General features: G+C 66.6%; 20 protein-coding genes. 4 read left to right on the top strand and 16 right to left on the bottom strand.

Annotated elements, in window-relative coordinates:
* Positions 1–12: 12 nt before the first annotated feature.
* From ACP15H_RS22535 to ACP15H_RS22525, 3 genes are all read right to left on the bottom strand, one after another.
* The gene (locus ACP15H_RS22535; protein WP_425068371.1) at positions 13–702 is read right to left on the bottom strand and encodes a 50S ribosomal protein L25/general stress protein Ctc; all 690 of its coding nucleotides are present in this window, start codon (positions 700–702) and stop codon (positions 13–15) included.
* Between the two features lie 90 nt (positions 703–792).
* On the bottom strand, positions 793–1,725 hold the full coding sequence (locus ACP15H_RS22530) for a ribose-phosphate pyrophosphokinase (protein WP_425068370.1): 933 nt from the start codon (positions 1,723–1,725) through the stop codon (positions 793–795).
* Between the two features lie 145 nt (positions 1,726–1,870).
* A complete protein-coding gene (locus ACP15H_RS22525; protein ID WP_425068369.1) occupies positions 1,871–2,779 on the bottom strand; it encodes a TauD/TfdA dioxygenase family protein in 909 nt (302 codons plus the stop codon).
* Between the two features lie 130 nt (positions 2,780–2,909).
* Here ACP15H_RS22525 and ACP15H_RS22520 point away from each other — a divergent pair, with 130 nt between their 5' ends.
* Together ACP15H_RS22520 and ACP15H_RS22515 are read left to right on the top strand one after the other, a co-directional pair.
* Positions 2,910–3,743, top strand: coding sequence for an ABC transporter substrate-binding protein (locus ACP15H_RS22520; protein WP_425068368.1), 834 nt, complete (start codon positions 2,910–2,912; stop codon positions 3,741–3,743).
* Between the two features lie 13 nt (positions 3,744–3,756).
* Positions 3,757–4,500: an amino acid ABC transporter permease gene (locus ACP15H_RS22515; RefSeq protein ID WP_425068367.1), complete on the top strand. Its 744-nt coding sequence runs from the start codon at positions 3,757–3,759 to the stop codon at positions 4,498–4,500.
* A gap of 59 nt (positions 4,501–4,559) precedes the next feature.
* On the opposite strand, the gene ACP15H_RS22510 is transcribed toward ACP15H_RS22515, so the two are convergent.
* Positions 4,560–6,029 carry a M81 family metallopeptidase gene (locus ACP15H_RS22510; RefSeq protein ID WP_425068366.1) on the bottom strand — a complete coding sequence of 490 codons (1,470 nt, stop codon included), beginning with the start codon at positions 6,027–6,029 and terminating at the stop codon, positions 4,560–4,562.
* A gap of 227 nt (positions 6,030–6,256) precedes the next feature.
* Between ACP15H_RS22510 and ACP15H_RS22505 the strand changes: the two genes are divergently transcribed.
* A complete protein-coding gene (locus ACP15H_RS22505; RefSeq protein WP_425068365.1) occupies positions 6,257–7,606 on the top strand; it encodes an MATE family efflux transporter in 1,350 nt (449 codons plus the stop codon).
* Between the two features lie 6 nt (positions 7,607–7,612).
* On the opposite strand, the gene ACP15H_RS22500 is transcribed toward ACP15H_RS22505, so the two are convergent.
* The 12 genes from ACP15H_RS22500 to ACP15H_RS22445 form a co-directional block, all read right to left on the bottom strand.
* On the bottom strand, positions 7,613–8,245 hold the full coding sequence (locus ACP15H_RS22500; RefSeq protein ID WP_425068364.1) for a LysE family translocator: 633 nt from the start codon (positions 8,243–8,245) through the stop codon (positions 7,613–7,615).
* A gap of 12 nt (positions 8,246–8,257) precedes the next feature.
* Complete coding sequence (locus tag ACP15H_RS22495; RefSeq protein ID WP_425069953.1) at positions 8,258–9,886, bottom strand: acyl-CoA dehydrogenase family protein; 1,629 nt, start codon at positions 9,884–9,886, stop codon at positions 8,258–8,260.
* A 123-nt stretch (positions 9,887–10,009) separates the two neighbouring features.
* Positions 10,010–11,641 carry an ABC transporter ATP-binding protein gene (locus ACP15H_RS22490; RefSeq protein WP_425068363.1) on the bottom strand — a complete coding sequence of 544 codons (1,632 nt, stop codon included), beginning with the start codon at positions 11,639–11,641 and terminating at the stop codon, positions 10,010–10,012.
* On the bottom strand, positions 11,641–12,576 hold the full coding sequence (locus ACP15H_RS22485; RefSeq protein ID WP_425068362.1) for an ABC transporter permease: 936 nt from the start codon (positions 12,574–12,576) through the stop codon (positions 11,641–11,643). The genes ACP15H_RS22490 and ACP15H_RS22485 overlap by 1 nt, the downstream gene beginning before the upstream one ends.
* Positions 12,573–13,514: an ABC transporter permease gene (locus ACP15H_RS22480; protein ID WP_425068361.1), complete on the bottom strand. Its 942-nt coding sequence runs from the start codon at positions 13,512–13,514 to the stop codon at positions 12,573–12,575. Before ACP15H_RS22480 ends, ACP15H_RS22485 begins: the two co-directional genes overlap by 4 nt.
* 81 nt (positions 13,515–13,595) lie before the next feature.
* A complete protein-coding gene (locus tag ACP15H_RS22475; protein ID WP_425068360.1) occupies positions 13,596–15,164 on the bottom strand; it encodes an ABC transporter substrate-binding protein in 1,569 nt (522 codons plus the stop codon).
* 106 nt (positions 15,165–15,270) lie between these two features.
* A complete protein-coding gene (locus ACP15H_RS22470) occupies positions 15,271–16,857 on the bottom strand; it encodes an ABC transporter substrate-binding protein (protein WP_425068359.1) in 1,587 nt (528 codons plus the stop codon).
* A gap of 130 nt (positions 16,858–16,987) precedes the next feature.
* Positions 16,988–17,965, bottom strand: coding sequence for a hypothetical protein (locus ACP15H_RS22465; protein WP_425068358.1), 978 nt, complete (start codon positions 17,963–17,965; stop codon positions 16,988–16,990).
* A 54-nt stretch (positions 17,966–18,019) separates the two neighbouring features.
* Positions 18,020–18,787 (bottom strand): peptidoglycan editing factor PgeF, encoded by a 768-nt coding sequence (gene pgeF, locus ACP15H_RS22460; RefSeq protein WP_425068357.1) that lies wholly within the window; start codon positions 18,785–18,787, stop codon positions 18,020–18,022.
* On the bottom strand, positions 18,784–19,863 hold the full coding sequence (locus tag ACP15H_RS22455) for a class I SAM-dependent methyltransferase (protein WP_425068356.1): 1,080 nt from the start codon (positions 19,861–19,863) through the stop codon (positions 18,784–18,786). The genes pgeF and ACP15H_RS22455 overlap by 4 nt, the downstream gene beginning before the upstream one ends.
* A gap of 24 nt (positions 19,864–19,887) precedes the next feature.
* Positions 19,888–20,724, bottom strand: coding sequence for a prolipoprotein diacylglyceryl transferase (lgt, locus tag ACP15H_RS22450; RefSeq protein WP_425068355.1), 837 nt, complete (start codon positions 20,722–20,724; stop codon positions 19,888–19,890).
* Positions 20,725–20,867: 143 nt separating this feature from the next.
* Positions 20,868–21,347 (bottom strand): YbjN domain-containing protein, encoded by a 480-nt coding sequence (locus tag ACP15H_RS22445; protein ID WP_295144536.1) that lies wholly within the window; start codon positions 21,345–21,347, stop codon positions 20,868–20,870.
* Between the two features lie 410 nt (positions 21,348–21,757).
* Here ACP15H_RS22445 and ACP15H_RS22440 point away from each other — a divergent pair, with 410 nt between their 5' ends.
* Positions 21,758–23,125 (top strand): ABC transporter substrate-binding protein, encoded by a 1,368-nt coding sequence (locus ACP15H_RS22440; RefSeq protein WP_425068354.1) that lies wholly within the window; start codon positions 21,758–21,760, stop codon positions 23,123–23,125.
* The last annotated feature ends 48 nt before the right edge of the window (positions 23,126–23,173 follow it).

The following is a 23,173-nucleotide window of genomic DNA, read 5'->3' as shown; positions in this document are numbered from 1 at the left end:
TTCGCCCGCCCGTTACTTCTTCGCCGGGGCGGGAGCGGCCTTGCCGCCCGCCGCAGCACCCGCCGCCGGAGCGGCGCCTGCCGCCGGCGCAGCGCCGTCGGCCGGGGCCCCTTCCGTCGCGGCCGCTTCGCGCGCCACGGTCGGCGCGGCGATCGACGCCACGGTGGCGTTCTTGTCGCGGGTCACCACACGCGCGCTCTCGGGAATGTTGAGCGCCGACATGTGGATCGAGTGGCCGATCTCGAGGCCGGTCAGGTCGACCTCGAAGAGTTCCGGAATCGAATCGGCGCGGGTGCGGAGCGTGATCTCGTGCAGCACGACGTTCAGCACGCCGCCGCGCTTGATGCCGGGCGAGGCCAGCTCGTTGCGGAAGCGCACGGGCACCTGCACGGTGATGATCGAGTCCGGTCCGATGCGCAGGAAGTCGAGATGCAGAGGCTTGTCCGTCACCGGATCGACCTGCACGTCACGCGGCAGGACGTCGTAGTCCGTGCCATCGACGGCGATCTTCATGCGGTGATTGAAGTAGCCTTCCTTGTGAATCTCGCGCTCGATCGTCTTCGGCTCGACGGCGATCATCACGGGCGGCTGCTTGTCGCCGTAGATCACGGCGGGAATCAGTCCTTCGCGACGACTGGAACGGGCGCCCCCTTTGCCGGCCCGGTCCCTCATCTTCGCGACGACTTTGGTCGTCTCTGCCATCTGATATCTCCTTGGGTTGCTCTCTTATCGCGGCGTGGCCTCCAGGGGTGCCCATCGCCGGATCTCTTGAAATTCGGGGTCGAACAGGCCTCAGTCGAACAAACTCGAAACCGAGGCTTCGTCGGTGATGCGCTTCATCGCCTCGGCCATCAGCGTCGCGATGCTGAGCGGCTTGATGTTGGGCGACACGCGCACCGCCTCGGTGGGCATGATCGAATCGGTGATCACCATCTTCTCGATCGGCGAGGCCGCGACGCGGGCGACCGCGCCGCCCGACAGCACGCCGTGGGTGATATAGGCCGAGACCGAGGTGGCGCCCTGGTCCATCAAGGCGACCGCGGCATTGCACAGCGTGCCGCCCGAATCGACGATGTCGTCGATCAGGATGCAGTCGCGGTTCTTCACGTCGCCGATCACGTTCATGACTTCGCTGATCCCGGCGGCCTCGCGGCGCTTGTCGATGATCGCGAGGTCGGCGTCGATACGCTTGGCGATGGCGCGGGCACGGGCCACGCCGCCGGTGTCGGGCGACACGACGGTCAGGTTGCGGTTGCTCAGCGTCTCCTTGATGTCCTTGGAGAAGACCGGGCCGGCGTAGAGATTGTCGAGCGGGATGTCGAAGAAGCCCTGGATCTGGCCGGCATGCAGGTCGAGCGTCAGCACGCGATTGGCGCCGGCATGGGTGATCAGGTTGGCGACCAGCTTGGCCGAGATCGGCGTGCGCGAGCCGACCCTGCGGTCTTGGCGGGCATAGCCGTAATAGGGGATCACCGCGGTGATGCGGCGGGCCGAGCTGCGCCGCAGGGCATCGATGGTGATCAGCAGTTCCATCAGATGGTCGTTGGCCGGGAAGCTCGTCGACTGGATGACGAAAACGTCCTCGCCGCGCACATTCTCCAGGATCTCGACGAAGATCTCGTTGTCGGAGAAACGGCGTATGTTGGCCTTTACCAGCGGCAAGGCCAGTTTGGCGGAAATGGCTTCGGCCAGCGGTCTGTTGCTGTTGCCGGTGAGAATTTTCATGAATCGCTGCCCTCGCGCCGGGGCGGGACATGGTTAAGCCGTTGATCTAAAACGACAAAACGGCCATCCCGGGCCGCGACGGGGCGGAACATACCAATGAGTCGAAGCCCTGTAAACGCCCTGAAATACGGGACTCTTCGTCGCTTCAGTAGGGCGCCCTGTCGTCGATCGTGATGATGCGGTGCAGGCGTCGCACCTGCGTCGCCTCGTCCCATTCGCTGGCGCGGTGAAGGCTGCAGCGATTGTCCGACATCAGCACGTCGCCGGCCTGCCAGCGATGCTGGTAGGAAAAGCGGTCCTGGATCATGTGCTGCAGCAGCTCGTCATAGAGCGCCTGCGCCTCGTCCGCCGGCATTCCGTCGATGCACGATCCCCATTCGCCGCCGAGGTAGAGGCCGCGCTTGCCGATCTCGGGATGGGTGCGGACCAGCGGATGAACGACGTCGGGGATCTTGCGGCGCTCGGCTTCCGCCTCTTCCTCGGTGGCTTCGGGGAAGAGGTTGCGGAACAGGCGGGCCCGGCTGTGCAGCACCTTCAGCCCGTCGATCTCGGCGCGCTTGGCCTCGGGCAGGGCCTCGTAGGCGGCGATGCCGTTGGCATAGCGCGTGTCGCCCTGGCCCTCCGGCACCTGGATGGCGTGCAGGTAGGTGAACAGGCCGGGCTCGGGAAGGTGATAGTGGTCGGTGTGCCAGTTGAGGCCGACCATGGGTGAGCCGACCCGGGTCTGATCCTCGTACACGTTGCCGACGACGAAGATCTCGTGGTGATCGGGCAGGCAATAGTGCCGGAGCGAGTGCAGGTCGGGGCGGCCGCCGAAACGGCTGGCGAAGGCAAGATAGCCGGCCGGAGAGAGTTTCTCCTGGCCGCGGAACAGCAGCAGGGTCCGCGCCACGCAGGCGGCGCGGATGATCGCCACCATCTCCTTGTCGTGGTCGTCGCCGAGGTCGATCCCTTCGATCGCCGTGGCGACATTCTCGGCGAGGTCGGTGACGACGAGTCCGCGCGCCGCGGCGGCGCGGCGCCAATCGAACGGCTGATCGAGCTGTGCGGCCATGGCGGACTCCTTCAGTGGCACCGTTATTGCTGTTTCCCAGGCACGGACCTGGACCGGCCTCTGGGCCAACACCACTGCAAGCGCTGTGCCGCGGACCCTCGTGGCGGCAGGCCTATCGAGGATGGACGTCATGCGTGTTCCACTGATCTCCGCTGTGCTTCTGCCGCTCTGCATCGCCGCCCTCCCGGCCACGGCGCAAACCTGCAAGCCGGCCATCGCCGACAGCGACCTGGTCGCGGCCGGCAAGCTGCAGATGTCGATCAACCCGACGCTGCCGCCGCAGCAGTTCGTCGACGAGAAGGGCGAGCTGCAGGGTCTGAACGTCGAGCTGATGCGCGAGATCGCCAAGAAGCTCTGCATCCCGCTCGACCTGATCCGCATGGACTTCCCGCCGATGATCCCGGCGATGCAGGGCGGCCGCTTCGACGGCATCAACACCGGCATGTTCTGGACCGAGGAGCGCTCGAAGATCGCCTACACGGTGCCCTATGCGCAGCAGACCATCGCGCTCACGGTCATGGCCAATTCGCCGCTCAAGCTGACCGATGCCGAGTCCCTGGCCGGCCGCAAGGCGGGGGTCGAGGTGAATTCCTACCAGGAGCGCTGGCTGCGCGGCGTCGACAAAGAGCAGGTCGCCAAGGGCGCCAAGCCGATCGAGGTCCTGACCTTCAAGACCGCCACCGACGTGCTGGCGGCGCTGCGGGCCGGCCAGGTCGAGACGGCGATCCTGATCGACGTGACGGCGGTCGAGATCAAGCGCCGCGGCCTGATCGAGATCACCGCGACAGGCCTCGGCAGCGCCCCGACGACGCAGATGTACCGCAACAAGAACGTCGCGGAGAAGGTCGTGGGCGCGCTCAACGAGCTCAAGAAGGACGGCTACTACGACAAGCTGTTCGACAAATACGGTCTCACCAAGCTGCCGGTCGAGACCTTCGCCATCCGCGGCCCCGGTCCGCAGTAAAGGGCCTCGATAGATGCGGGGCTTCGACCTCGGCGACTTCTATGCGGCGCTGACCAACCAGTTCCTGCTGGTCGGCGTGCTGGTGACCGCCGGCCTCACCGTGGCGGGGCTGGCTGGCGGGCTGATCCTCGGTCTCGCCATCGCGCTGATGCGGGCCTCGCGCAACGGCGCCGTCAGCAAGGTCGCGCAGGGCTACATCTGGTTCTTCCGCGGCACGCCGCTGTTGATCCAGATGGTGATGATCTATTCCGGCCTGCCGCAGCTCGGCATCAAGTTCGGCGTGCTGACCTCGGTGATCGTGACGCTGGTGCTGAACGAGGCGGCCTACATGGCCGAGATCATCCGCGGCGGCTTCCTGGCCATCCCGGCCGGTCAGCACGATGCCGCCAAGGCGCTCGGCCTCTCGCGCATGCAGGCTTTGCGCATGGTGCTGCTGCCCCAGGCCACGCGGATAATCATGCCGGCGCTGGGCAACTCGGTGAACGGCCTGTTGAAGGCCACCTCGATCGCCTCGGTGATCTCGATGGAGGAGCTGATGCGGCGCGCCGAGATGATCATGCAGATCAAGTTCGACGTGCTCGAAGTCTTCGCCGCCGCCGCCGTCTACTACCTCGTGCTGACGACGCTCTGGGATCGCGCCCAGCGCTGGCTCGAACGCCGCTACGATCCGACCCGGACGCTGCAGGCCGCGGAGAAGAAGTCCAAAGGCGTGCCCGCTGTCATGCCCGCCGTGGAGCAGGCCGCGCTGCCGCGCTGATAATCGCCCCGTCGTCTCGACCGGAGACGACGGGATTGCTTTGCGATGGATCGCCCGCCCTACGCGTGAGGGTTGGCGACGAACGGCCACTGCGTCTTGTCGGCCTTGGTGTAGGGCAGCAGCGACCAGTCCGGCACCAGCGCGCCCGGCGCGGCGACATAGACCACTTCGCTGGCGATCGGGGCGTAGGCGGCGTGGAAGTGCTGCATCGACTTCACCACCACGACCTTCTTGGTCGAAGGATCGATGCCGAGCTTGGTGAAGCAGTCGAGGCTGTGGCACTGCGAGCGCGTGGAGTTGACGATCACCGTCACGCCCTCGATCTGCAGGGCCGCGGCGTCGCCGATCGGGCTGGTGCCCTTGCGGGCGCCGCCGAACTGGATGAACACGTTCTTCTCGAGCTTCAGCACCTTGGCGCGGGCATCGACCGGCGCGCCCGATTGCGGGCCGAGCTTGCCGCCGAGCCGGATGTCGAGTTCGGCGCCCTCGCCGACCTCGAAGGCGAGCTTCACCGCGCCGGGATCCCAGAACATGGCGATCGCCGCATCCTTCACCTTGCCGTCCAGCAGCGCCTTCAGAATGAAAGTCGAATCCGAAGCCGCGCCGCCGCCGGCATTGTCCGAGACGTCGGCCAGCACCATGGGCTTTGGCAGATTGTGCGAGCTGACCCGCGCCATGGCGGCGTCCAGCGTCACATAGGGCGGCTGCGTGGCCTCGCGCATGGCGAAGAACTCCTGGCCGAGTTCCTTCGCGATCTTCTCGGCCTTCGCCTTGTCGCCGTCGGTGATGGCGATGATGCGGCTGCTCATCTCCTTGATGTCGGACCACGGGAAGCCGTGGGCGACGGAGAGCGAGAGCACGCCGTCCTTGCCTTCCATGGCCATCAGCTTGTCGACGAAGCCGCGCATCGGCTGGCGCGTGGTGTGGAACACGCCGATCATGCGGCAGTCCCAGGTGGCCATCACGGGCTTCGTGCGACCCTCGATGGCGCCTTCCATGACGTTGAACAGGTCGTCGGCGCGGTCCGACACGTCGACATGCGGATATTCCTTGAACAGGACCAGCGCCGTGGCATCGCGCATCGTGCCTTCGCCGATATTGCAGTGGAGATCGAGCTCGACGCCGACCGGCACGTCCGGTCCGACGACCTTGCGCACATGGGCGAGCAGGTCGCTTTCGCAGTCGTCGTAGCCCTCGGCCACCATGGCGCCGTGCATGGAGAGGAACACCGCATCGACCGGCATCGCGGCCTTGAGGTCCGAGACGATCTCGTCGCGGAACGCCTCGTAGACCTTCTTCACGGTCTTGCCGGCCGGCTGGGCAAAGGCGCAGAGGCTCTCCACCACCTGCCAGCCCTTGGCCTCGGAGCGCTTGCGCCAGACGTCGAGCGGCGCACCGAACATCGGCACCTTGTCGCCGTAGCTGCCCTTGCGGAACAGGCAGGTCTCCTCGAACAGGCCGAGGCCGGTCGGGATCGAGGCAAAGGTATTGGTCTCCGTGCCGAGGCACGCCGTGAAGATTTTTTTCATTGTAAGGAGTTACTCGCTGAACATTGGCTGGAACGCTGGGGCGGAGTGTACCGGCGCGGCATCGGCGGGCAAAGGGAACAGGTTGTCGTAAGCTGACGGCGAGGCCATAGTGCCGGCTGTTCTGGAGACTCCGCACATGAGTTCGCGACTTTAACGATCCTTAGCTGCCCGTTCCGCCAGGGGCCGGGTGTGTCGTTGTCGCGCTGTCGCTCCTGCCGGTGTCTCCCGTGTCCCATCCTCTCCTCGTCGCGCCCATCGGGCGTTCCCTGCTGCGCCTCGCCGGTCCCACGACCGCGTTCATGGTGGTGCAGATCGCCGTCGTGTTGGCCGAGATCTGGCTGATCGGTCGGCTGGGCAGTTCCGCGCTGGCGGCCTTCGCGCTGGTCTATCCCTTCGTCGTCATGGTGATGAACGTCTCCTCGGGCGGGCTGGGTGGTGCCGTCGCGGCCTCCATGGCACGCGCGCTGGGCGGCGGCCGGCGCGAGGATGCCCAGGCACTGGTGATCCATGCGATGGTGCTGGCGTTCGTCTTCGCCGCGCTCTGCGCCCTGTTCGCGTGGACGGCGGCGCCGCTCCTCTACCGCATGATGGGCGGGGAGGGCGCGGTGCTGCGTCAGGCCCGCGCCTACAGCGACCTCTGGTTCAGCTTCGGGGTGCTGGTGTGGGCGACCAATTTCGCCTCCGCCATCCTGCGCGGTGTGGGCAGCGCGGCCTTGGCGGCCCGCTTCGGCGTCGTGGGCTCGGCGGTCTACGTGCCGATGGCGGCACTGCTGGGGCTCGGGATCGGCGGCTGGCCGGGCTGGGGCGTAGCGGGTCTGGCGGTGGCCGGCGTGGCGGCATCCGGCCTGTCGCTTGCCTTGACGGCGCGCGCGATCTGGGGCGGGCGGCTGGGCTTCGTCCCCTCGCTCGGCGGACGCGGGCTGCAGCGGCGACTATTCGCGGAGATCATGGGCGTCGGCCTTGCGTCCTCGGCCGTCACCGTGGTCGGCGGCATCGGCACGATGGTGCTGACCGGACTGGTCGGCCGCTTCGGCACGTCGGCGCTGGCGGGTTACGCGATCGGATCGCGGCTCGAAAACCTGATGGGCGCGATTTCCTACGGCATCGGCACCGGCATGCTGACGCTGATCGGCGTTGCCGCCGGTGCGGACGGATGGGCGCGGGCGCGCCGTGTCGCCTGGACGGGCAGTCTCTTTGCCGCGGCCGTGATCGGCGCGATCGGCGGTGCGATCGCCCTCCTGCCGGAGCAATGGTCGCTTCTGTTCACGAGCGATCAAGCGACGATCGCCGCCTGCGTCGGCTATCTCACGCGGGCAGCGCCGTTCTACATCCTCTACGGCCTCGGCCTGACGCTGCACTTCGGCAGCCAGGGCGCCGGCCGCATGGGCGTGCCGGTCGCCGCCGTGCTGGTGCGGCTGGTCATCACCGTCGGCGGCGGCTGGCTCGCGATCGAGCTGGGGCAGGGGCTCGATGCGGTGTTCTGGGCGATGGGGATCGGGCTCGCCGTCTACGGCGTCGTGATGGGCGGCATGCTGCTGTTGCGGCCCTGGCAGGCGCGCCTTCCCGTGAAGCGCTAGGCCGCCTCAGCGCCTGCCGTCCAAGGCCAGGCGCAACGCGAGGCCTGCGAACACGGTGCCCAGCAGGATCTGCGGAACGCGCCGGAAGCGGCCGCCCCCACTGAAGGCACGGCCAAGCCGGCTCGCCGCCAGGATGACCGCACCGTTGACCGCGATGCCGATCAGGTTGAGCACGGTCGCCAGCAGCATGATCTGCAACGCGACCGAGCCCGCTTCCGGTCGCACGAATTGCGGGAAAAGCGCCAGCACGAACAACGCCATCTTCGGATTGAGCAGGTTGGTCAGCAGCCCCTGGCGGAACACCACCGCGATCGAGAAGCCACGCGCGCTGTCGGTCGGCGCGAGCGCCGTTCCCGTGGCGCGCAACGTCTTCCAGGCGAGGTAGAGCAGATAGGCCGCTCCCGCGTAGCGCACGACGTCGTAAGCGAGCGGCACGACCAGGAAGAGCTGCGACAGGCCGAACGCCGCCGCGGCAGCATGGCAATAGGTGCCGAGCTGGATGCCGGCCAGCGTGGCGAAGCCCGAGGCCTTGCCCTGGCTCGCGCTGCGCGAGGCAATCAGCAGCATGTCGGGGCCCGGCGTCGCGGTGAGCGCCAGGCAGGCGAGGGCGAAGAGGGCGAGCGTGGAGAGATCGATCATGTCGTCAATCTTCTATGCCGCCAGCGCGCGGTCCATCAGCGCCGTCTCGCTGTCGCCGAGATCTGCCGAGCCGAACTGCGCGAAGGGCGAACCGCCCAGCCGCGTCTCGGCATAGAGCGTGGCGAAGGGCGAGCCCGCTTCGACCAGCGCCGCCACGGCGGCGATCTTGGCCAGGCTCTCGCACAGGAAACGCGCGCGGCGTTCGGCGGCGCCCGACTTCAGGATCTGCTCCAGCGCCTGCGCCAGCGGACCGGTCTTGAAGGCCCGGTCGGCGGTGCGCACGAGGCGTGACAGCGTGTCCGTCGCGGCTTCGGGGTGACGGCCGGCGGCGCGCAGCACGTCGAGCGCCATGACGTTGCCCGAGCCTTCCCAGATGGCGTTGAGCGGCGATTCGCGGAAGTAGCGCGCCATCGGCAGGTCCTCGGTGTAGCCATTGCCGCCCAGGCACTCGAGCGATTCGTAGACGAGCTGCGGCGTGCTCTTGCACACCAGGAACTTCACGGCCGGCGTCAGCAGCCGGGCATAGGCCGCTTCGCGCGGATCCTGTGTCGCATGCTCGGCGGCGCGGATCAGGCGGAAAACCAGCGCCACCTGCGCCTCGAGCTCCAGCGCCATGTCGGCGGCGACGGCGCGCATGGCCGGCTGGTCCGCCAGCCGTCGCTGGAAGACCGAGCGGTTGCGGATGTGGTGGATCGCCTGGTTGAGCGCGATGCGCGACTGGCCGGCCGAGGCGATGGCGCAATCGAGACGGGTGAGGTTCACCATCTCGATGATGGTACGAATTCCGGCGCCTTCGGGTCCGACCCGCTCGGCCCAGGCGCCGTGGAACTCGACCTCGGACGAGGCATTGGACTTGTTGCCGAGCTTGTCCTTCAGCCGCTGGAAGCGGATGGCGTTCTGCGAACCGTCGGGCCGGTAACGCGGCATCAGGTAACAGGTGAGGCCGCCTTCTGACTGGGCAAGGACAAGGAAGGCGTCGCACATCGGCGCCGACATGAACCATTTGTGGCCGGTGATCTCGACATGGTCGCCGTGCGCGATGGCGCTCGTGATGTTGGCGCGCACGTCGGTGCCGCCCTGGCGCTCGGTCATGCCCATGCCCAGCGTGACGCCGTTCTTCTCCCACCACGGCAGCGGGCGCGGATCGTAGGTGCGGGTCTGGAGTTTCGGCCGCCATTTTTCGAGCAGTGCCGGCTCGGAGCGCAGCGCGCCCACACAGGCATGCGTCATGGTGATCGGGCACATGTGGCCGCTCTCGGCCTGGGTCGCGAGATAGAGCCGGACGGCCCGTGCCGACATCGGCGCCGGCCGGTCGCTGCCGTCATGCGCCGAGGCGTGGATGCCGTGGCCGATGCTCTTGCGCATCAGCGCGTGATAGGCGGGATGGAACTCGACCAGGTCGAGGCGATTGCCCTTGCCGTCCATGGTGCGGAGCCGGGGCGGGTTCTCGTTGGCCAGCCGTCCGAGATCGAGCGTCTCGGCCGCGCCATAGTCCCGGCCGCAGGCGGAGAGCGCCGCGAGGTCGAGACCCGCGCGGGCCGCGGCATCGGCCAGCGGCCGGTCGGCGGTGAACAGGTCGATGTCGCCGAAGGCGGGCGACTGATTGAACGAAGCGTCTTCGAGGAAGCCGGAGGTGCTCATGAGGCCATAGTCCCTCATGCTCCTCTCCCCCGCCAGGGGGAGAGGTTGGGTCAGGGGACGGCGCACCGTAACCCCCTCTCCTGGCCTCTCCCCCTGGCGGGGGAGAGGAATATGAGCGGTGCCTTAAGCGGCGAACTTGCCGAACTGCCACTCGCGGCCGGGGGCGGCGGCGAACAGGGCCTTGGTGTATTCGGCCTTGGGCGACCCGAAGACCTGCTCGGCCGAGCCGTATTCGACGACGCGGCCCTTGCTCATCACGGCCACGTAATCGCAGATCTGCGCCGCGACGCGCAGATCGTGGGTGATGAAGAGGACGGCGAGGTTCAGCCGGACGCGGATCTCGTCCAGCAGTTCCAGCACCTGCTTCTGCACCGACACGTCGAGCGCCGACACGGCCTCGTCGGCGATCAGCAGCTCGGGCTCCATGGCCAGCGCGCGCGCAATACAGATGCGCTGGCGCTGGCCGCCGGAGAACTGGTGGGGAAAGCGGTCGAGCGCGTTGGGATCGAGCCGCACCGTCTCCATCAGCTTGCGCGCGCGGGCCATCGCTTCGTCGCGGCCCAGCCCGAAGTTCATCGGCCCCTCGATGATGAAGTCGCCCACGGTGATGCGCGGGTTCATCGAACGGTAGGGATCCTGGAAGACGATCTGCACGCGGCGGCGATGCGGCCGCAGCTTGCGCGCCGACATGGTCGCGATCTCGGTGTCGCCGATATAGACCTTGCCCTCGCTCGGATCGATCAGGCGGGCGATGCAGCGCGCCACGGTCGACTTGCCCGAGCCGGATTCGCCCACGATGCCCAGCGTCTCGCCGCGGCGGATGTCGAGGTCGACGTCCACGGCGGCTTTCACCACGCGCGCCTTCTGGAAGAAGGCGTTGCTCGTATAGACCTTGCCGAGCTTCTCGGTGCGCAGGATGGTGGTGCCGTCCCGCCGCACGCCGCGATGGACCGGCGTGATCGACGGCACCGACGAGATCAGCATCTTGGTGTAGGCCTGCGTGGGCCGCGACAGGATCTGCTCCGTCGGGCCCATCTCCACCAGCTCGCCCCAGCGCAGGACGGCGACGCGATGGGCGATCTCGGCCACCACGCCGAAATCGTGGGTGATGAACAGGACGCCGGTGCCCTGGCCCGCCTGCAGCTCGGCCACGAGCTTCAGGATCTCGGCCTGGGTGGTGACGTCGAGCGCGGTGGTGGGCTCGTCGGCGATCAGCAGGACGGGATCGAGCACCAGCGCCATGGCGATCATGATGCGCTGGCGCTGGCCGCCCGAGAGCTGGTGCGGGAACGAGGCGTAGATGCGCTCCGGCTCCGGCAGCTTCACGCGGTCCAGGATGGCGATGATCTTGGCCTTGCGCGTGGCGGCGTCGAGCTTGGTGTGGGTGTTCAGAACCTCGTCGATCTGCTCGCCGCAGGTCATGACGGGATTGAGCGCCGTCATCGGCTCCTGGAAGATCATCGACATGCGCGTGCAGCGCAGCTCGCGCAGCCTGTCTTCGCTCGCCGTCAGGATGTTCTCGCCCTCGAGCAGGATCTCGCCGGAGGTCGGCTTCAGCGCCTTGGCGAGAAGACCCATCACGGTAAAGGCGATCACCGACTTGCCCGAGCCCGATTCGCCCACGAGGCAGACGATCTCGCCGGGATTGACCGTGAAGCTCACCTTTTCGACGGCATGGACCCGGTCGCCGCCCTTGGGCAGGGCGACGCTCAGGTTGCGGACTTCGAGGACTGGTTTCTTGGTTTCGGTCGACATCAGACTTTCTTGCTCATCTTCGGGTCGAGCGTGTCGCGCAGACCGTCGCCCATGATGTTGATGGCCAGCACCGTCAAGGCAAGGAAGATGCCGGGATACAGGATGTTGTGCGGGAACACGCGGAACAGCGTGCGGCCCTCGGCCATGATGTTGCCCCAGCTCGGGATTTCCGGCGGGATGCCGATGCCCAGGAAGGACAGCGCAGCTTCGGTCAGGATCGCGGCGGCGGCCAGGAAGGTGCCCTGCACGATCAGCGGTGCCACGGTATTGGGCAGGATGTGGCGGAACATCAGGATCCAGGTCGGCGTACCGACCGAGATCGCGCCTTCGACATAGGGTTCTTCACGCACCGTCAGCACGATCGAGCGCACGAGACGCACCACGCGCGGCACGTCGGGGACGACGATGGCGAAGACCACGGTGATCAGGCCGGCGCGCCAGATCGAGACGAGGGCGATCGCGAGCAGGATGCCCGGGATCGCCATCAACCCATCCATGACGCGCATGATGATCCCGTCGGCCCAGCGGATGTAGCCGGACACCAGGCCGATCACCATGCCGATGACGACGGCGATGATCGAGACGGCGACACCCACGGCCAGCGACACGCGCGCGCCGTAGAGCACGCGGCTGTAGACGTCGCGCCCCAGGCTGTCGGTGCCCATGATGGCGATGCGCTTGGCGGTCGTCCCGTCGTCGAGGCGATAGGTGATCTCGGTGCCCGGCTTCTTGTTGCGGGCCGCCGGATCGATACGGGTCGGGTCCACGGTGCCGAGGAACGGCGCGAGGATGGCGATGACCAGCATCGTCAGCAGGATCACGCCGCCGATGATCACGTTCGGGTTGCGGAGAGCAACGAGCCACAGGCTCTTGCGCTTGGTCGACGCCGCCGCAATGGAGGCGGAGTCGACGACTTCTTCGGTGATCGCGCTCAATACCGGATCCTCGGATCGAAAAGGGTGTAGCTGATGTCGATGAGCAGGTTGATCACGACATAGACGACGGAGAAGAGAAGAATGACGGTCTGGATGGTCGGGAAGTCGCGGCTCAACACCGCCTCGACCGTCAGACGGCCGAGACCGGGCAGGCCGAAGACGCTTTCCGTCACCACCGCGCCGCCGATCAGGATCGCGATGCCGAGGCCGATCACGGTGAGGATCGGCACGGCGGCATTGCGCAGGGCATGGCGCATCAGCACCACGCGGTTCGACAGGCCCTTGGCACGGGCGGTGCGGATATAGTCCTCGTTCAGCACCTCGAGCACCGAGGCGCGCGTGATGCGCGAGATCAGCGCCACGAAGCCGACCGAGAGGGTGAGCGACGGCAGCACCATGCGCTCGAGGAACTGCCAGAAATTGACGCCGATGCGGACATAGCCCTGCACCGGCAGCCAGCCGAGCTCGATGGCGAAGACATAGATCAGGCAGTAGCCGATCACGAAGCCCGGCACCGAGAAGCCCAGCACCGAGAAGCCCATCACGGCGCGATCGAGCAGCGAGCCCTGGCGATAGGCGGCCATGACGCCGATCGGCACGGAGACGGTGACGGCGAAGAGCAGGGTGCAGATTGCAAGAGCAAGCGTCGGCTCGACGCGCTGGGCGATCAGCTCGGCGACGGTCTTCTTGAAGAAGAAGCTCTCGCCGAAATTGCCCTGCAGCACGTTGCCGATCCAGATGGCGAACTGCGCCCAGATCGGCTCGTCGAGCCCGAGCTTGTTGCGAATGTCGGCGATCTGGTCGGACGTCGCGTTGTCGCCCGCGATGACCGCGGCGGGATCGCCCGGCGTCAATCGCAGCATGAGGAAGACGAAGATGGCCACCACCGCCAGCACGGGGATGATGGCTATGAGACGACGAGCGATGAAATCGATCATTGTATGCGGTTTACCTTATCTGACTGCCTCCATCCCGGCCCTCCGCCGGTTGCCGGCAGAGGGTCGGGATGAAGATCAGTTTCACTTCTTCTCGATGTTCCACATCACCGGGACCGGCGCCTTGAGCCAGCCCGAGATGTTGGAGCGCATGGCGCCGGGACCGTACCACTGGCCGATCCAGCCATACTGGGCGGTTTGCAAAGCCCGGGCCTGAACGGCGGCGGCGAGCGCCTTGTTCTTCGCGGGGTCGGTTTCCTTGGCGTAGGCGTCGCGCAGCTTCTCCATTTCCGGATCGTTCGGCCAGCCGAACCACGCCTTGTCGCCGTTCGCGACCATGTAGGAGGTCGAGATCGGGTTCAGGATGTCCGCAGCCACCGAGAAGGTGTGGAAGATGTTCCAGCCGCCCTGGCTCACGGGACCCTTGTTGGTTCGACGCGTGACGACGGTTTGCCAGTCCATCGACTGCATGTCGACCTTGAAGCCGCCTTGTTCGAGCAGCGCCTTTGTCACAGGGGCGACGTTGGTGAGAACCGGCAGCGTCGTCGACTGCAGCAGCACGATCGGCGTGCCGTCGTAGCCCGCTTCCTTGAGCAGCGCCTTCGACTTCTCGAAGTTCGGCTTGACGAGCAGGTCGCCCGGCGCGTCGACGGCATTGGGCGTGCCGCAGATGAAGGCGGCCGTGCAGACCTTGTAGAACTCCGGCTCGCCGACGGTCGCCTTGAGATAATCCTCCTGGCGGATGGTCAGCAGCGCGGCTTCGCGGATCTTCGGATTGTCGAACGGCGGCTGCAGCCAGTTCATGCGGTAGATGAACTGGTGACCGAGCGGGTTCCAGTTATAGAGCGTGACCCCCTTTTCCTTCTTGAGGATCGGGATCAGGTCGTGCGGCGGCTGCTCGATCACGTCGATCTCGCCCGCGGCGAGCGCGTTCACCTGCTGCTGCGGGTCGGGCATCTCGATGATCTCGACGCGATCGACCTTGACCACCTTGCCGCCGGCCAGGCCCGAAGCGGGCTCGGCGCGGGGCTTGTACTTCTGGTTCTTGGTGTAGACGTGCTTCTCGCCGGGCTTGGACTCGGCGTTCACGTAGATGAACGGGCCCGAGCCGATCTGGCTGTCGATCTGCTTGAACGGGTCGGTGTCGGCCACCCGCTTCGGCATCATGAACGGAACCTGCGAGGACGGCTTGCCCAGCGAATCGAGGACCAGGCCGTAGGGCTCCTTCAGGACCATCTGGAAGGTCTTGGGATCGACCTCCTTGAACTCCTTCACGAAGTCCATGAGCTTCTGGCCCATCGCGTCGCGGGCGCCCCAGCGCTTGATCGAGGCGATGCAGTCCTCGGAGGTCACCGGCTTGCCGTCATGCCATTCCAGGCCGTCGCGCAGGGTGAAGGTCCACACCGTCTTGTCGGCGGAGACGTCGTACTTGTCGACCATCTGCGGCTTGACGACGTTGTTCTCGTCGGACGCAAACAGCGTGTCGTAGATGAAGTAACCGTGGTTGCGCGTGACGTAGGCCGTGGTCCAGATCGGATCCAGGATCGTCAGGTTGCCGTTCTGGACGAACTTGACGACCTTGCCCTGGGCCAGCACCGGCCCCGCACTCGATAGAATCGCCCCGGCAACCATTGCCGCGAGCGTACGCTTCATCACTTTTTTCATAGAGCCCCCTCCGGGTTTCTTCCCCATCGAAGAAGGCAGGATCGCCCGCCTTCATCGATGGGCGCGCGGGGAAGAGCCCCGCGCGCGGATCGAGCTACTTCTTGCTGACGTTCCAGAACACCGGCGCCGGCGCCGTCAGGTTACCCTCGACGTTCTTGCGGCGCGCCAGCGGGGCGTACCACTGGCCGACATTGATATGCGTCGGATGGTCGACCCAGTACTTCTGCAGATCCTCGACGATCTGCTTCTGCTTCACCGGGTCGGTCTCCTTGGCGAACTGGTCGCGATACTTCTCGATCGTGGCATCGCACGGCCAGCCGAACATGGCCTTGTCGCACGCTGCGTTGAAGTATCCGGCCATCACCGGGTTGAGGATGTCGGCCGCCACCCACGAGGTGAGGAAGGCGTGCCAGCCGCCCTGGCTCGGCGGGTCCTTCTTGACGCGGCGCGCGACCAGCGTCTGCCAGTCCATCGAAATCATGTCGACCTTGAAGCCGGCGCGCTCCATCTGCGCCTTGGCGACCGGGGCGAGGTTGGTGAGAACCTGCAGGTCGGTCGACTGCATCAGCACGATCGGGGTGCCGTCGTAGCCGGCTTCCGTCAGGATCTGCTTGGCCTTGGCGGCATTGCCGTTCAGCACGTCGGCCATGCCGGCGTCGGTCGCCAGCGGCGTGCCGCACACGAACGGCGCCTTGCAGACCTTGTACCATTGCGGATCGCCGATCGTGGCCTTGAGGAAGTCCTCCTGGCCGAAGGCAACGAACACCGCATGCCGGATCTTCGCGTTGTCGAAGGGCTTGGCGATGCTGTTGAAGCGGAAGGCGTACTGGTTGCCGGTCGGGTTGAAGTTGAGCAGCTCGATGTTCTTGTCCTTGGCGAGCAGCGGCAGCAGGTCGTGGCCCGGCGCCTCGAGGATGTCGATCTCGCCGTTCTGCAGCGCCGCCACCTGCGTCTGGATGTCCGGCATGGCGATCCATTCGACGCGGTCGACCTTGACGACCTTGCCGCCGGCGAGGCCGTTGGCCGGCTCGGCCCGCGGCTTGTACTTGGTGTTCTTGACGTAGACGATCTTCTCGCCCGGCTTCCATTCGTCGGCCTTGAAGATGAACGGTCCCGAGCCGATCACGTCCTCGACCTTGATCTGCTGCATCGGGTCGGTTTCGGCCGACTTCTTCGGCATCATGAAGGGCACGTTCGACGACGGCTTGCCGAGCGACTCGAGCACCAGGCCGTACGGCTCCTTCATCTTCATCTTGAAGGTCTTGGCATCGACGACCTCGAAGCCGTCGACCGAGCCCATCATCTTCTGGCCCATCGAATCGCGGGCGGCCCAGCGCTTGATGGAGGCGATGCAATCCTCGGCGGTGACCGGCGTGCCGTTGTGCCACTCGAGGCCGTCGCGCAGCGTGAAGGTCCAGGTCAGCTTGTCGGCAGAGTTCTCATACTTGTCGACCATCTGCGGCTTGACGTTGAACTTCTCGTCGACCGCGAACAGCGTGTCCCACACCATGTAGCCGTGGTTGCGCTGGATGTAGGCCGTGGTCCAGATCGGATCGAGGATCTTGACGTCCGAATGCATAACGACCTTGAGCGTCTGCGCCTGGACCGGCGCGGCGGCCATGAGGCCGCTGACGCTCGCCGCAGCGATGACGGCCAAGGCCGACTTCCTGAATGAGAACATGATTTTTTTGACTCCCTGTCTCGCGGTCGGTTCTTGCCTTGCGCAAAGCTTGCAAGAATCGCGCCGCCCCCCGGAACAGTAGCAGCCGAAAGCCCCCCTCTGACAAGCCGATTCACCTGCCGCGCAGGACTCAGCGGGGCTTGTTGAACGCCTTCTCGAGAAGTTCGAGTACCCCCTCGGAGGCGGCCGAGGCGACGATGTCGCCGAATCCCGCCCATGAGCCCTTCGCGGCGGCCAGCGGCACCGGGTTGGACTGCTCGATGTCACCGACATTCTTGCCGGCCGGATCCTTGACGACCCACTTGACGACCAGCTTGGCCATGCGGTCGTCGATCGGTGTCATGGTGACCGTGCCGACGACGGTGAAGGCGTCGGCTTCTGCCTGGTCCACGATCACGAGCTTGCTCGATCCCAGCGCACGCCGCATGCCGGAGGTCAGCTGGCGATTGCCGTCCGAGGGCGCACCGGTCACCTGCGCGACCAGCACCTTGACCTGCGGCTCGGCCGGCTTGGCCGCGATCGGCGTCGGCGTGGTCGTCGAGGTCGGGACCGCTCCGTCGGGCGGCGGGGTCGCGGCGGGGTCGGCCGGGAATTCGTAGGGGATCGTGATGCCCGCGGCGACCTGGCCGGGCGCGCGCGGAATGAAGTTCGGCGGCTTGCCGATCAGGGTCGCGACCCGGGGCGCGGCTTGTTGCGCGATGCGCGAAACCAGACGCTCGGCCTGCTCGGCATAATCCTCGGGCGGCGCGCGCGTCTTGACGGTCGCGGGCTCGTCGGTGCGTGGCTTGCCGCGGATGCGCCAGTCGATCTGGATCTCGATCGACATGTCGGCGTCGCGCGTGCTCATCACGCCGTCGACCTCGATCGGCGCCTCGGTCGGGGCGATCGCCGCCACGATGCCATAGGACTGGAGTTCGATGGCGAGGGCGGCGGCGACGCGCTCGCCCATTTCCGGCGGCATGTTGCGCGGCGGGCTGATCGCGACCTCGACCTTGTCGCGGAGCTGGCGCCCGTAGGAGATCTGCGAAGGATCGTGGGCGAAGGGCTTGGGGGATCCGCCGCACGCCGCGAGGGCGAGCAGGCAAAGCAACATCACAACATGGCGCATGTCGCGATAACCCCGAGCAGGCAACAGACCATCAGGATGATGAAGTAGGGCACGTCAGGCCGCGAGGGCGATCGCCGACAGGCCGCGCCCGTAGTCGCGCACGCCCTGAAGCGTGTTGCGCCGGTAGCTGAAGAAATCGTCCGTGCCGGTCAGCGTGTCGTGGCCGGTCGCGCTCACGGCGACGCCGTTGCGCGCAATGCGGTGCACGAGGTAGCCGGGCAGGTCGAACATGAAATGGCCGGCGCGGGTGGCCGCGCGGAAGAAGGCTGCGTTGGCCTCGTCCTGGGCGAGGAACGGCGCGGGGAATTCCGGTCCGACCTCGTAGGATGCCGGCCCGATGCAGGGTCCGACCACGACCCGGATGCGTTCGCGCCGGGCGCCCAGCTTCTCCATCGCCGCGATGGTGGCGTCGACGACACCGCCCAGCGCGCCCTTCCAGCCGGCATGCGCGGCGCCGATCACCGAGGCGTCGCCGTCGGCCAGCAGCACCGGCGCGCAATCGGCTGCCATCACCCCCAGCGCGACGCCCGGCCGGTCGGTCACGAGGCCGTCCGCCCTGGGCGCTCCGGGCGAAGTCCAGCGTTCCGCCGCCACCGTCAGCACGTCGGCCGAATGAATCTGGTGCACGGTCTGCAGGTCGGGTTCGTCGAGGCCGAACTGTTCGGCCGCACGGCGCCGGTTCTCGCGCACGTTCTCCGGCGCATCGGCCGAGCCATAGCCGCAGTTGAGCGACGAAAAGAGGCCCGTGCTCACGCCGCCGCGGCGGGTGAAGAATCGGTGCTGTACCCCGTCGAGGGCGGCGAGTGTCTGAGCCTGGATCATGAACCGTCCGCGGGGAAATCCGTAAAGCCGGCGGGCGGGGCGGTCTTGCCGTCGCCGAGGGCCAGCACGCGAAAGAGGGTGCCCATTTGGTCGGGCGCGATCAAGCGGGCCGATGCCGCATCGATGGCATCGGCCTGTGCTGCCTTTGCACTGCGCTTCAGCGCCTGCGCACGCTCTGGAAGCCCCAGACGCCGCAGGAACTCGCCCTGGCCCACCGGGCCAAACGCCGCGACGCCGGCGGACGCGGCGAGTGCAGCAAAATCGACATGGGCGCTGAGATCGGTCTCGCCGGGACGGTCGAGAATGGCTGCCCCCTGATGGCCGCGCACCGCCTGCAGCGAGGCCGCGCGGCCGGCACTCTCCAGCCCGTAGTCGATGATGAGCGCCCATCCGCCGTCGCGGGCGATGCGCATCCCGATCGCGCCGGCCAGAGTCCGGCCGGCTTCGCTGATCTCGGCCTCCGCGCCTTCCTCCAGGTCGGGCAGCAGTGAAGCGAAGGGTGTCGCGCCGGGCGCCAGGCCCAGCCGCAGTCCTCCCGCTTCGTCGAGGCCCACCATGCGCTCGCGCCAGCCTCTGGCCGTGCGATGAAACTGGCGCACCGGCAGCGCGTCGAAGAATTCGTTGGCCACCAGCAGCAGCGGCCCCGCCGGCACCTCGTCGAAGCGCTCGTGCCAGGCGGGCCTGTAGGCCTGCAGCGTAGAGCGCTGGGCCTCGCGCAGCGGCGCGTTGATGTCGACGAGATGGAGGTCGATCGCGGCATGGAAGCCCGGCACGCCGCGTGTCGCGCGCAGCGCATCGGCCATCAGGGTGCCGCGGCCGGGACCCAGCTCGACCAGCCCCACGGGGGACGGCCGGCCCATCGCCAGCCAGCGCTCGGCCAGCCAGGCGCCAATCAGCTCGCCGAACATCTGCGAGATTTCGGGGGCGGTGGTGAAGTCGCCGGCGGCGCCGACGGGGGTGGCATGGCGATAGTAGCCGAGCCGCGGATGCCCCATCGCCTCCGCCATGAAGTCGGCGAGCGAGATCGGACCGGTGAGCGCGATGCGGCGCGCGATCAGCCCGCCCAGTTCAGTCATGAGGGTTCGGTCACGGCGCCCGGGTCACGGCAGGGAGGGCTTGCGATAGGCGCGTCCGATCAGCCAGAGGCCGAACAGCAGCACCGGCAGCGACAGCAGCATGCCCATGGTGATCGGCCCCCACAGGTAGCCGAGATGGGCGTCGGGCTCGCGGAAGATCTCGCCCACGATGCGGGCCAGGCCGTAGCCCGCGCAGAACACGCCGGTCAGCAGGCCGGGCCGGCGGCGGCCCTCGGTGAGCTTCCACACCGCGACCACGATGAGGGTCAGCAGCACGCCCTCGAAGAAGGCCTGGTAGAGCTGGCTGGGATGGCGCGGGAGGGGGCCGCCGCGCGGGAAGACCATGGCCCATGGCACGTCGCTCACGCGGCCCCAAAGCTCGCCGTTGATGAAGTTGGCGAGGCGGCCGAAGAACAGGCCGAGCGGCGCCACGATCGCCACCAGGTCCGAGAGCATGAACGGATCGGTCTGGTTGCGCTTAGCAAAGAGCAGGATGGCGACGATGACGCCCAGCAACCCGCCGTGGAACGACATGCCGCCCTCCCACAGGGTGAGCGCCGACAGCGGATGTTCCAGATAGAAGCCCGGCTTGTAGAACAGCACGTAGCCCAGCCGCCCGCCCAGGATGACGCCGAGCGCGGCCCACAGCAGGAAATCGTCGATCTTGAGGGGCGACAGCACCTTGGGCGGCTGTTCGCAGACACGGCGCATGACCTGCCAGCCGATCACCAGGCCCGCGATATAGGCCAGGGCATACCAGCGGATGGCGAAGGGTCCGAGCTGGACCAGGACGGGGTCGATCTCGGGATACGGGATCGCCAGGGGAAGCGCGGCCAGGAGAAACGCTGAAAGGGTGCTCATGAAGGCGACCCTTATAGCCGGGGAATCGCGTTCCCAAAATCGTCGCGGCGCCGATCCGGGGGGATCGGCGCCGCTGGGGACTATCCGAACGAGAGTGTTTTTGAGTTTTTAGCGAGAGGGGGCGTCGGAAGGTCCTTGTCGGTTCAGGCTTCGCCGACCGTCTCCAGGATGGAGGCGGTCAACGCGTCGGCGGGGCTCTTGCCGGCCCAGACGACGTACTGAAAGGCGGGGTAGAAGCGCTCGCTCTCGGTGATTGCCACCTCGACGAGGTCGTTCAGCTGTTCGGCCATCAAGCCCTTGGTCCCGCGCAGCGGGATGGCGTGGCGGAACATCGGCAGGCCTTCTTCGGTCCACAGATCGAAGTGACCCAGCCACATCTTTTCGTTGATCAGGGCCAGCAGCCCATGGATGTCGGAATGCCGCTCGGTGGGAATGCGAACGTCGTAGGCGCAGGTGAAGTGCAGCGCCTCGACATCGTCGCGCCAGCTGAAGAACATGCGGTAGTCGCACCAGCGGCCTGCGACCTCGACGGCGATTTCGCGGTCCGAGGTGCGGTCGAACGGCCAGTCGTTGGCGGACACGACCTTCTCGATCATTTCGAGCGGATTCAGGTCAGACTTCAATCGTGTCCGCTCATGTCGAGATAACGCCATCGAGCTACTCCCCAACCATTCCGCCGTGCGGCTCCACTGAGCCATTCTTGAGGCGGGTGGTCGACATATCGTGGTGGGCACCCAACAACCCACTAACGCTAGCCTGCCAAAGGATGCCCCCCTGCGCAATAAGAAAGGGCCGTGTAAAACGGGGAAAGAGTCAGGGATTCCATGAATTTAATCCCCAACGTTAAGATTCGAATCCGTCGATTCCGCAGAACGAGTCGGGAGATTCTGCCGATTATTTGAGCAAATGTTGAGGCCGGAGCCTTGCTCCTTCAGGGTTTCTGCACGTCCTGAGCGATTGGCACAGGCCTTGCCTTTCTGCCTCCAAGCACGCCGCGCACCGCATGCCGGCACCAAGACTGGAGGAGGCATCGATGTTCAAGGACCCGTTCGATCCGAAGGCGCTGCTCGGCCGCGGCGGCTGCAGCTGCGGCGGCAACCACAGCCAGACCGACCATGCCCGCCTGACGGCGGCGGCCGTGCCGGCGGGGGAGGAGGATCGCTGGAACCGGGTGGTCGATGCCGCCGTCCTGCGTGCCGTGTTCCCGGTCGACGCCCAGCGCCGCCAGTTCCTGAAGACGGTCGGGGCGGCCACCGCGATGGCTGCCATTTCCTCGGTCCTGCCGCTCGGCGCCGCCCGTGAGGCCTTCGCCCAGGGTGGGACGCCGGAGAAGAAGGACCTCAAGGTCGGCTTCATCCCCATCACCTGCGCCACGCCCATCATCATGGCCCATCCGATGGGCTTCTATTCCAAGCAGGGGCTGAACGTCGAAGTCGTGAAGACGGCCGGCTGGGCGGTGATCCGCGACAAGTCGCTGGCCAAGGAATACGACGCCTCGCACATGCTCTCGCCGATGCCGATCGCCATCTCGCTGGGCGTCGGCTCGAACCCGGTGCCGTGGACGATGCCGGCGATCGAGAACATCAACGGCCAGGCGATCACCCTCGCGAACAAGCACAAGGACAAGCGCAACCCGAAGGACTGGAAGGGCTTCCGCTTCGCCGTGCCGTTCGACTATTCGATGCACAACTACCTGCTGCGCTACTACGTGGCGGAGCACGGGCTCGACCCCGACAAGGACATCTCGATCCGCTCGGTGCCGCCGCCGGAAATGGTCGCCAACCTGCGCGCCGACAATATCGACGGCTATCTCGGCCCCGATCCGTTCAACCAGCGCGCGGTGTTCGACGGCATCGGCTTCATCCACCTGCTGACCAAGGAGCTTTGGGACGGCCATCCCTGCTGCGCCTTCACCGTCAGCAAGGAATTCGCGACCCAGAATCCCAACTCCTATCGCGCGCTGCTCAAGTCGATCATCGATGCGACCGCCTATGCCCACAAGCAGGAGAACCGCAAGGAGATCGCCAAGGCGATCGCGCCGGCCAACTACCTGAACCAGCCCGAGACGGTGCTGGAGCAGATCCTGACCGGCACCTATGCCGACGGGCTGGGGGGCGTGAAGAAGGACCCGGAGCGCATCGACTTCGATCCCTTCCCGTGGAACCAGTTCGCGATCTGGATCATGACCCAGATGAAGCGCTGGGGTCAGCTCAAGGGCGACGTCGACTACGCCAAGGTCGCGTCAGAGGTCTATCTCGCCACCGACACGGCCAACATGATGAAGGAGATGGGCCTCACCCCGCCCGATCCGTCGAAGAAGACGATCGTGGTGATGGGCAAGCCCTTCGATTCGTCCAAGCCCGACGACTACGTCAACAGCTTCGCCATCAAGCGGACCTGAGCTCGTGACTTTGTCGGCGGGACCAAAACCCGACCTCATCCTGAGGAG

The sequence above is a fragment of the Reyranella sp. genome, from assembly GCF_965249915.1.
Taxonomy (GTDB): Bacteria; Pseudomonadota; Alphaproteobacteria; order Reyranellales; family Reyranellaceae; genus Reyranella.
Note: the sequence above shows the minus strand (reverse complement) of the source record. Positions and strands in the feature narration are given on the sequence as shown.

Excerpts from the sequence above, each read along its gene's own strand:
- ACP15H_RS22490 (WP_425068363.1), bottom strand. The coding sequence starts at position 11,641 with ATGTCGACCGAAACCAAGAAACCAGTCCTCGAAGTCCGCAACCTGAGC.
- ACP15H_RS22500 (WP_425068364.1), bottom strand. The coding sequence starts at position 8,245 with ATGATCGATCTCTCCACGCTCGCCCTCTTCGCCCTCGCCTGCCTGGCG.
- ACP15H_RS22495 (WP_425069953.1), bottom strand. The coding sequence starts at position 9,886 with ATGAGCACCTCCGGCTTCCTCGAAGACGCTTCGTTCAATCAGTCGCCC.
- ACP15H_RS22520 (WP_425068368.1), top strand. The coding sequence starts at position 2,910 with ATGCGTGTTCCACTGATCTCCGCTGTGCTTCTGCCGCTCTGCATCGCC.
- lgt (WP_425068355.1), bottom strand. The coding sequence starts at position 20,724 with ATGAGCACCCTTTCAGCGTTTCTCCTGGCCGCGCTTCCCCTGGCGATC.
- ACP15H_RS22530 (WP_425068370.1), bottom strand. The coding sequence starts at position 1,725 with ATGAAAATTCTCACCGGCAACAGCAACAGACCGCTGGCCGAAGCCATT.
- pgeF (WP_425068357.1), bottom strand. The coding sequence starts at position 18,787 with ATGATCCAGGCTCAGACACTCGCCGCCCTCGACGGGGTACAGCACCGA.
- ACP15H_RS22515 (WP_425068367.1), top strand. The coding sequence starts at position 3,757 with ATGCGGGGCTTCGACCTCGGCGACTTCTATGCGGCGCTGACCAACCAG.
- ACP15H_RS22525 (WP_425068369.1), bottom strand. The coding sequence starts at position 2,779 with ATGGCCGCACAGCTCGATCAGCCGTTCGATTGGCGCCGCGCCGCCGCG.
- ACP15H_RS22465 (WP_425068358.1), bottom strand. The coding sequence starts at position 17,965 with ATGCGCCATGTTGTGATGTTGCTTTGCCTGCTCGCCCTCGCGGCGTGC.
- ACP15H_RS22470 (WP_425068359.1), bottom strand. The coding sequence starts at position 16,857 with ATGTTCTCATTCAGGAAGTCGGCCTTGGCCGTCATCGCTGCGGCGAGC.
- ACP15H_RS22510 (WP_425068366.1), bottom strand. The coding sequence starts at position 6,029 with ATGAAAAAAATCTTCACGGCGTGCCTCGGCACGGAGACCAATACCTTT.
- ACP15H_RS22480 (WP_425068361.1), bottom strand. The coding sequence starts at position 13,514 with ATGATCGATTTCATCGCTCGTCGTCTCATAGCCATCATCCCCGTGCTG.
- ACP15H_RS22455 (WP_425068356.1), bottom strand. The coding sequence starts at position 19,863 with ATGACTGAACTGGGCGGGCTGATCGCGCGCCGCATCGCGCTCACCGGT.
- ACP15H_RS22440 (WP_425068354.1), top strand. The coding sequence starts at position 21,758 with ATGTTCAAGGACCCGTTCGATCCGAAGGCGCTGCTCGGCCGCGGCGGC.
- ACP15H_RS22535 (WP_425068371.1), bottom strand. The coding sequence starts at position 702 with ATGGCAGAGACGACCAAAGTCGTCGCGAAGATGAGGGACCGGGCCGGC.
- ACP15H_RS22475 (WP_425068360.1), bottom strand. The coding sequence starts at position 15,164 with ATGAAGCGTACGCTCGCGGCAATGGTTGCCGGGGCGATTCTATCGAGT.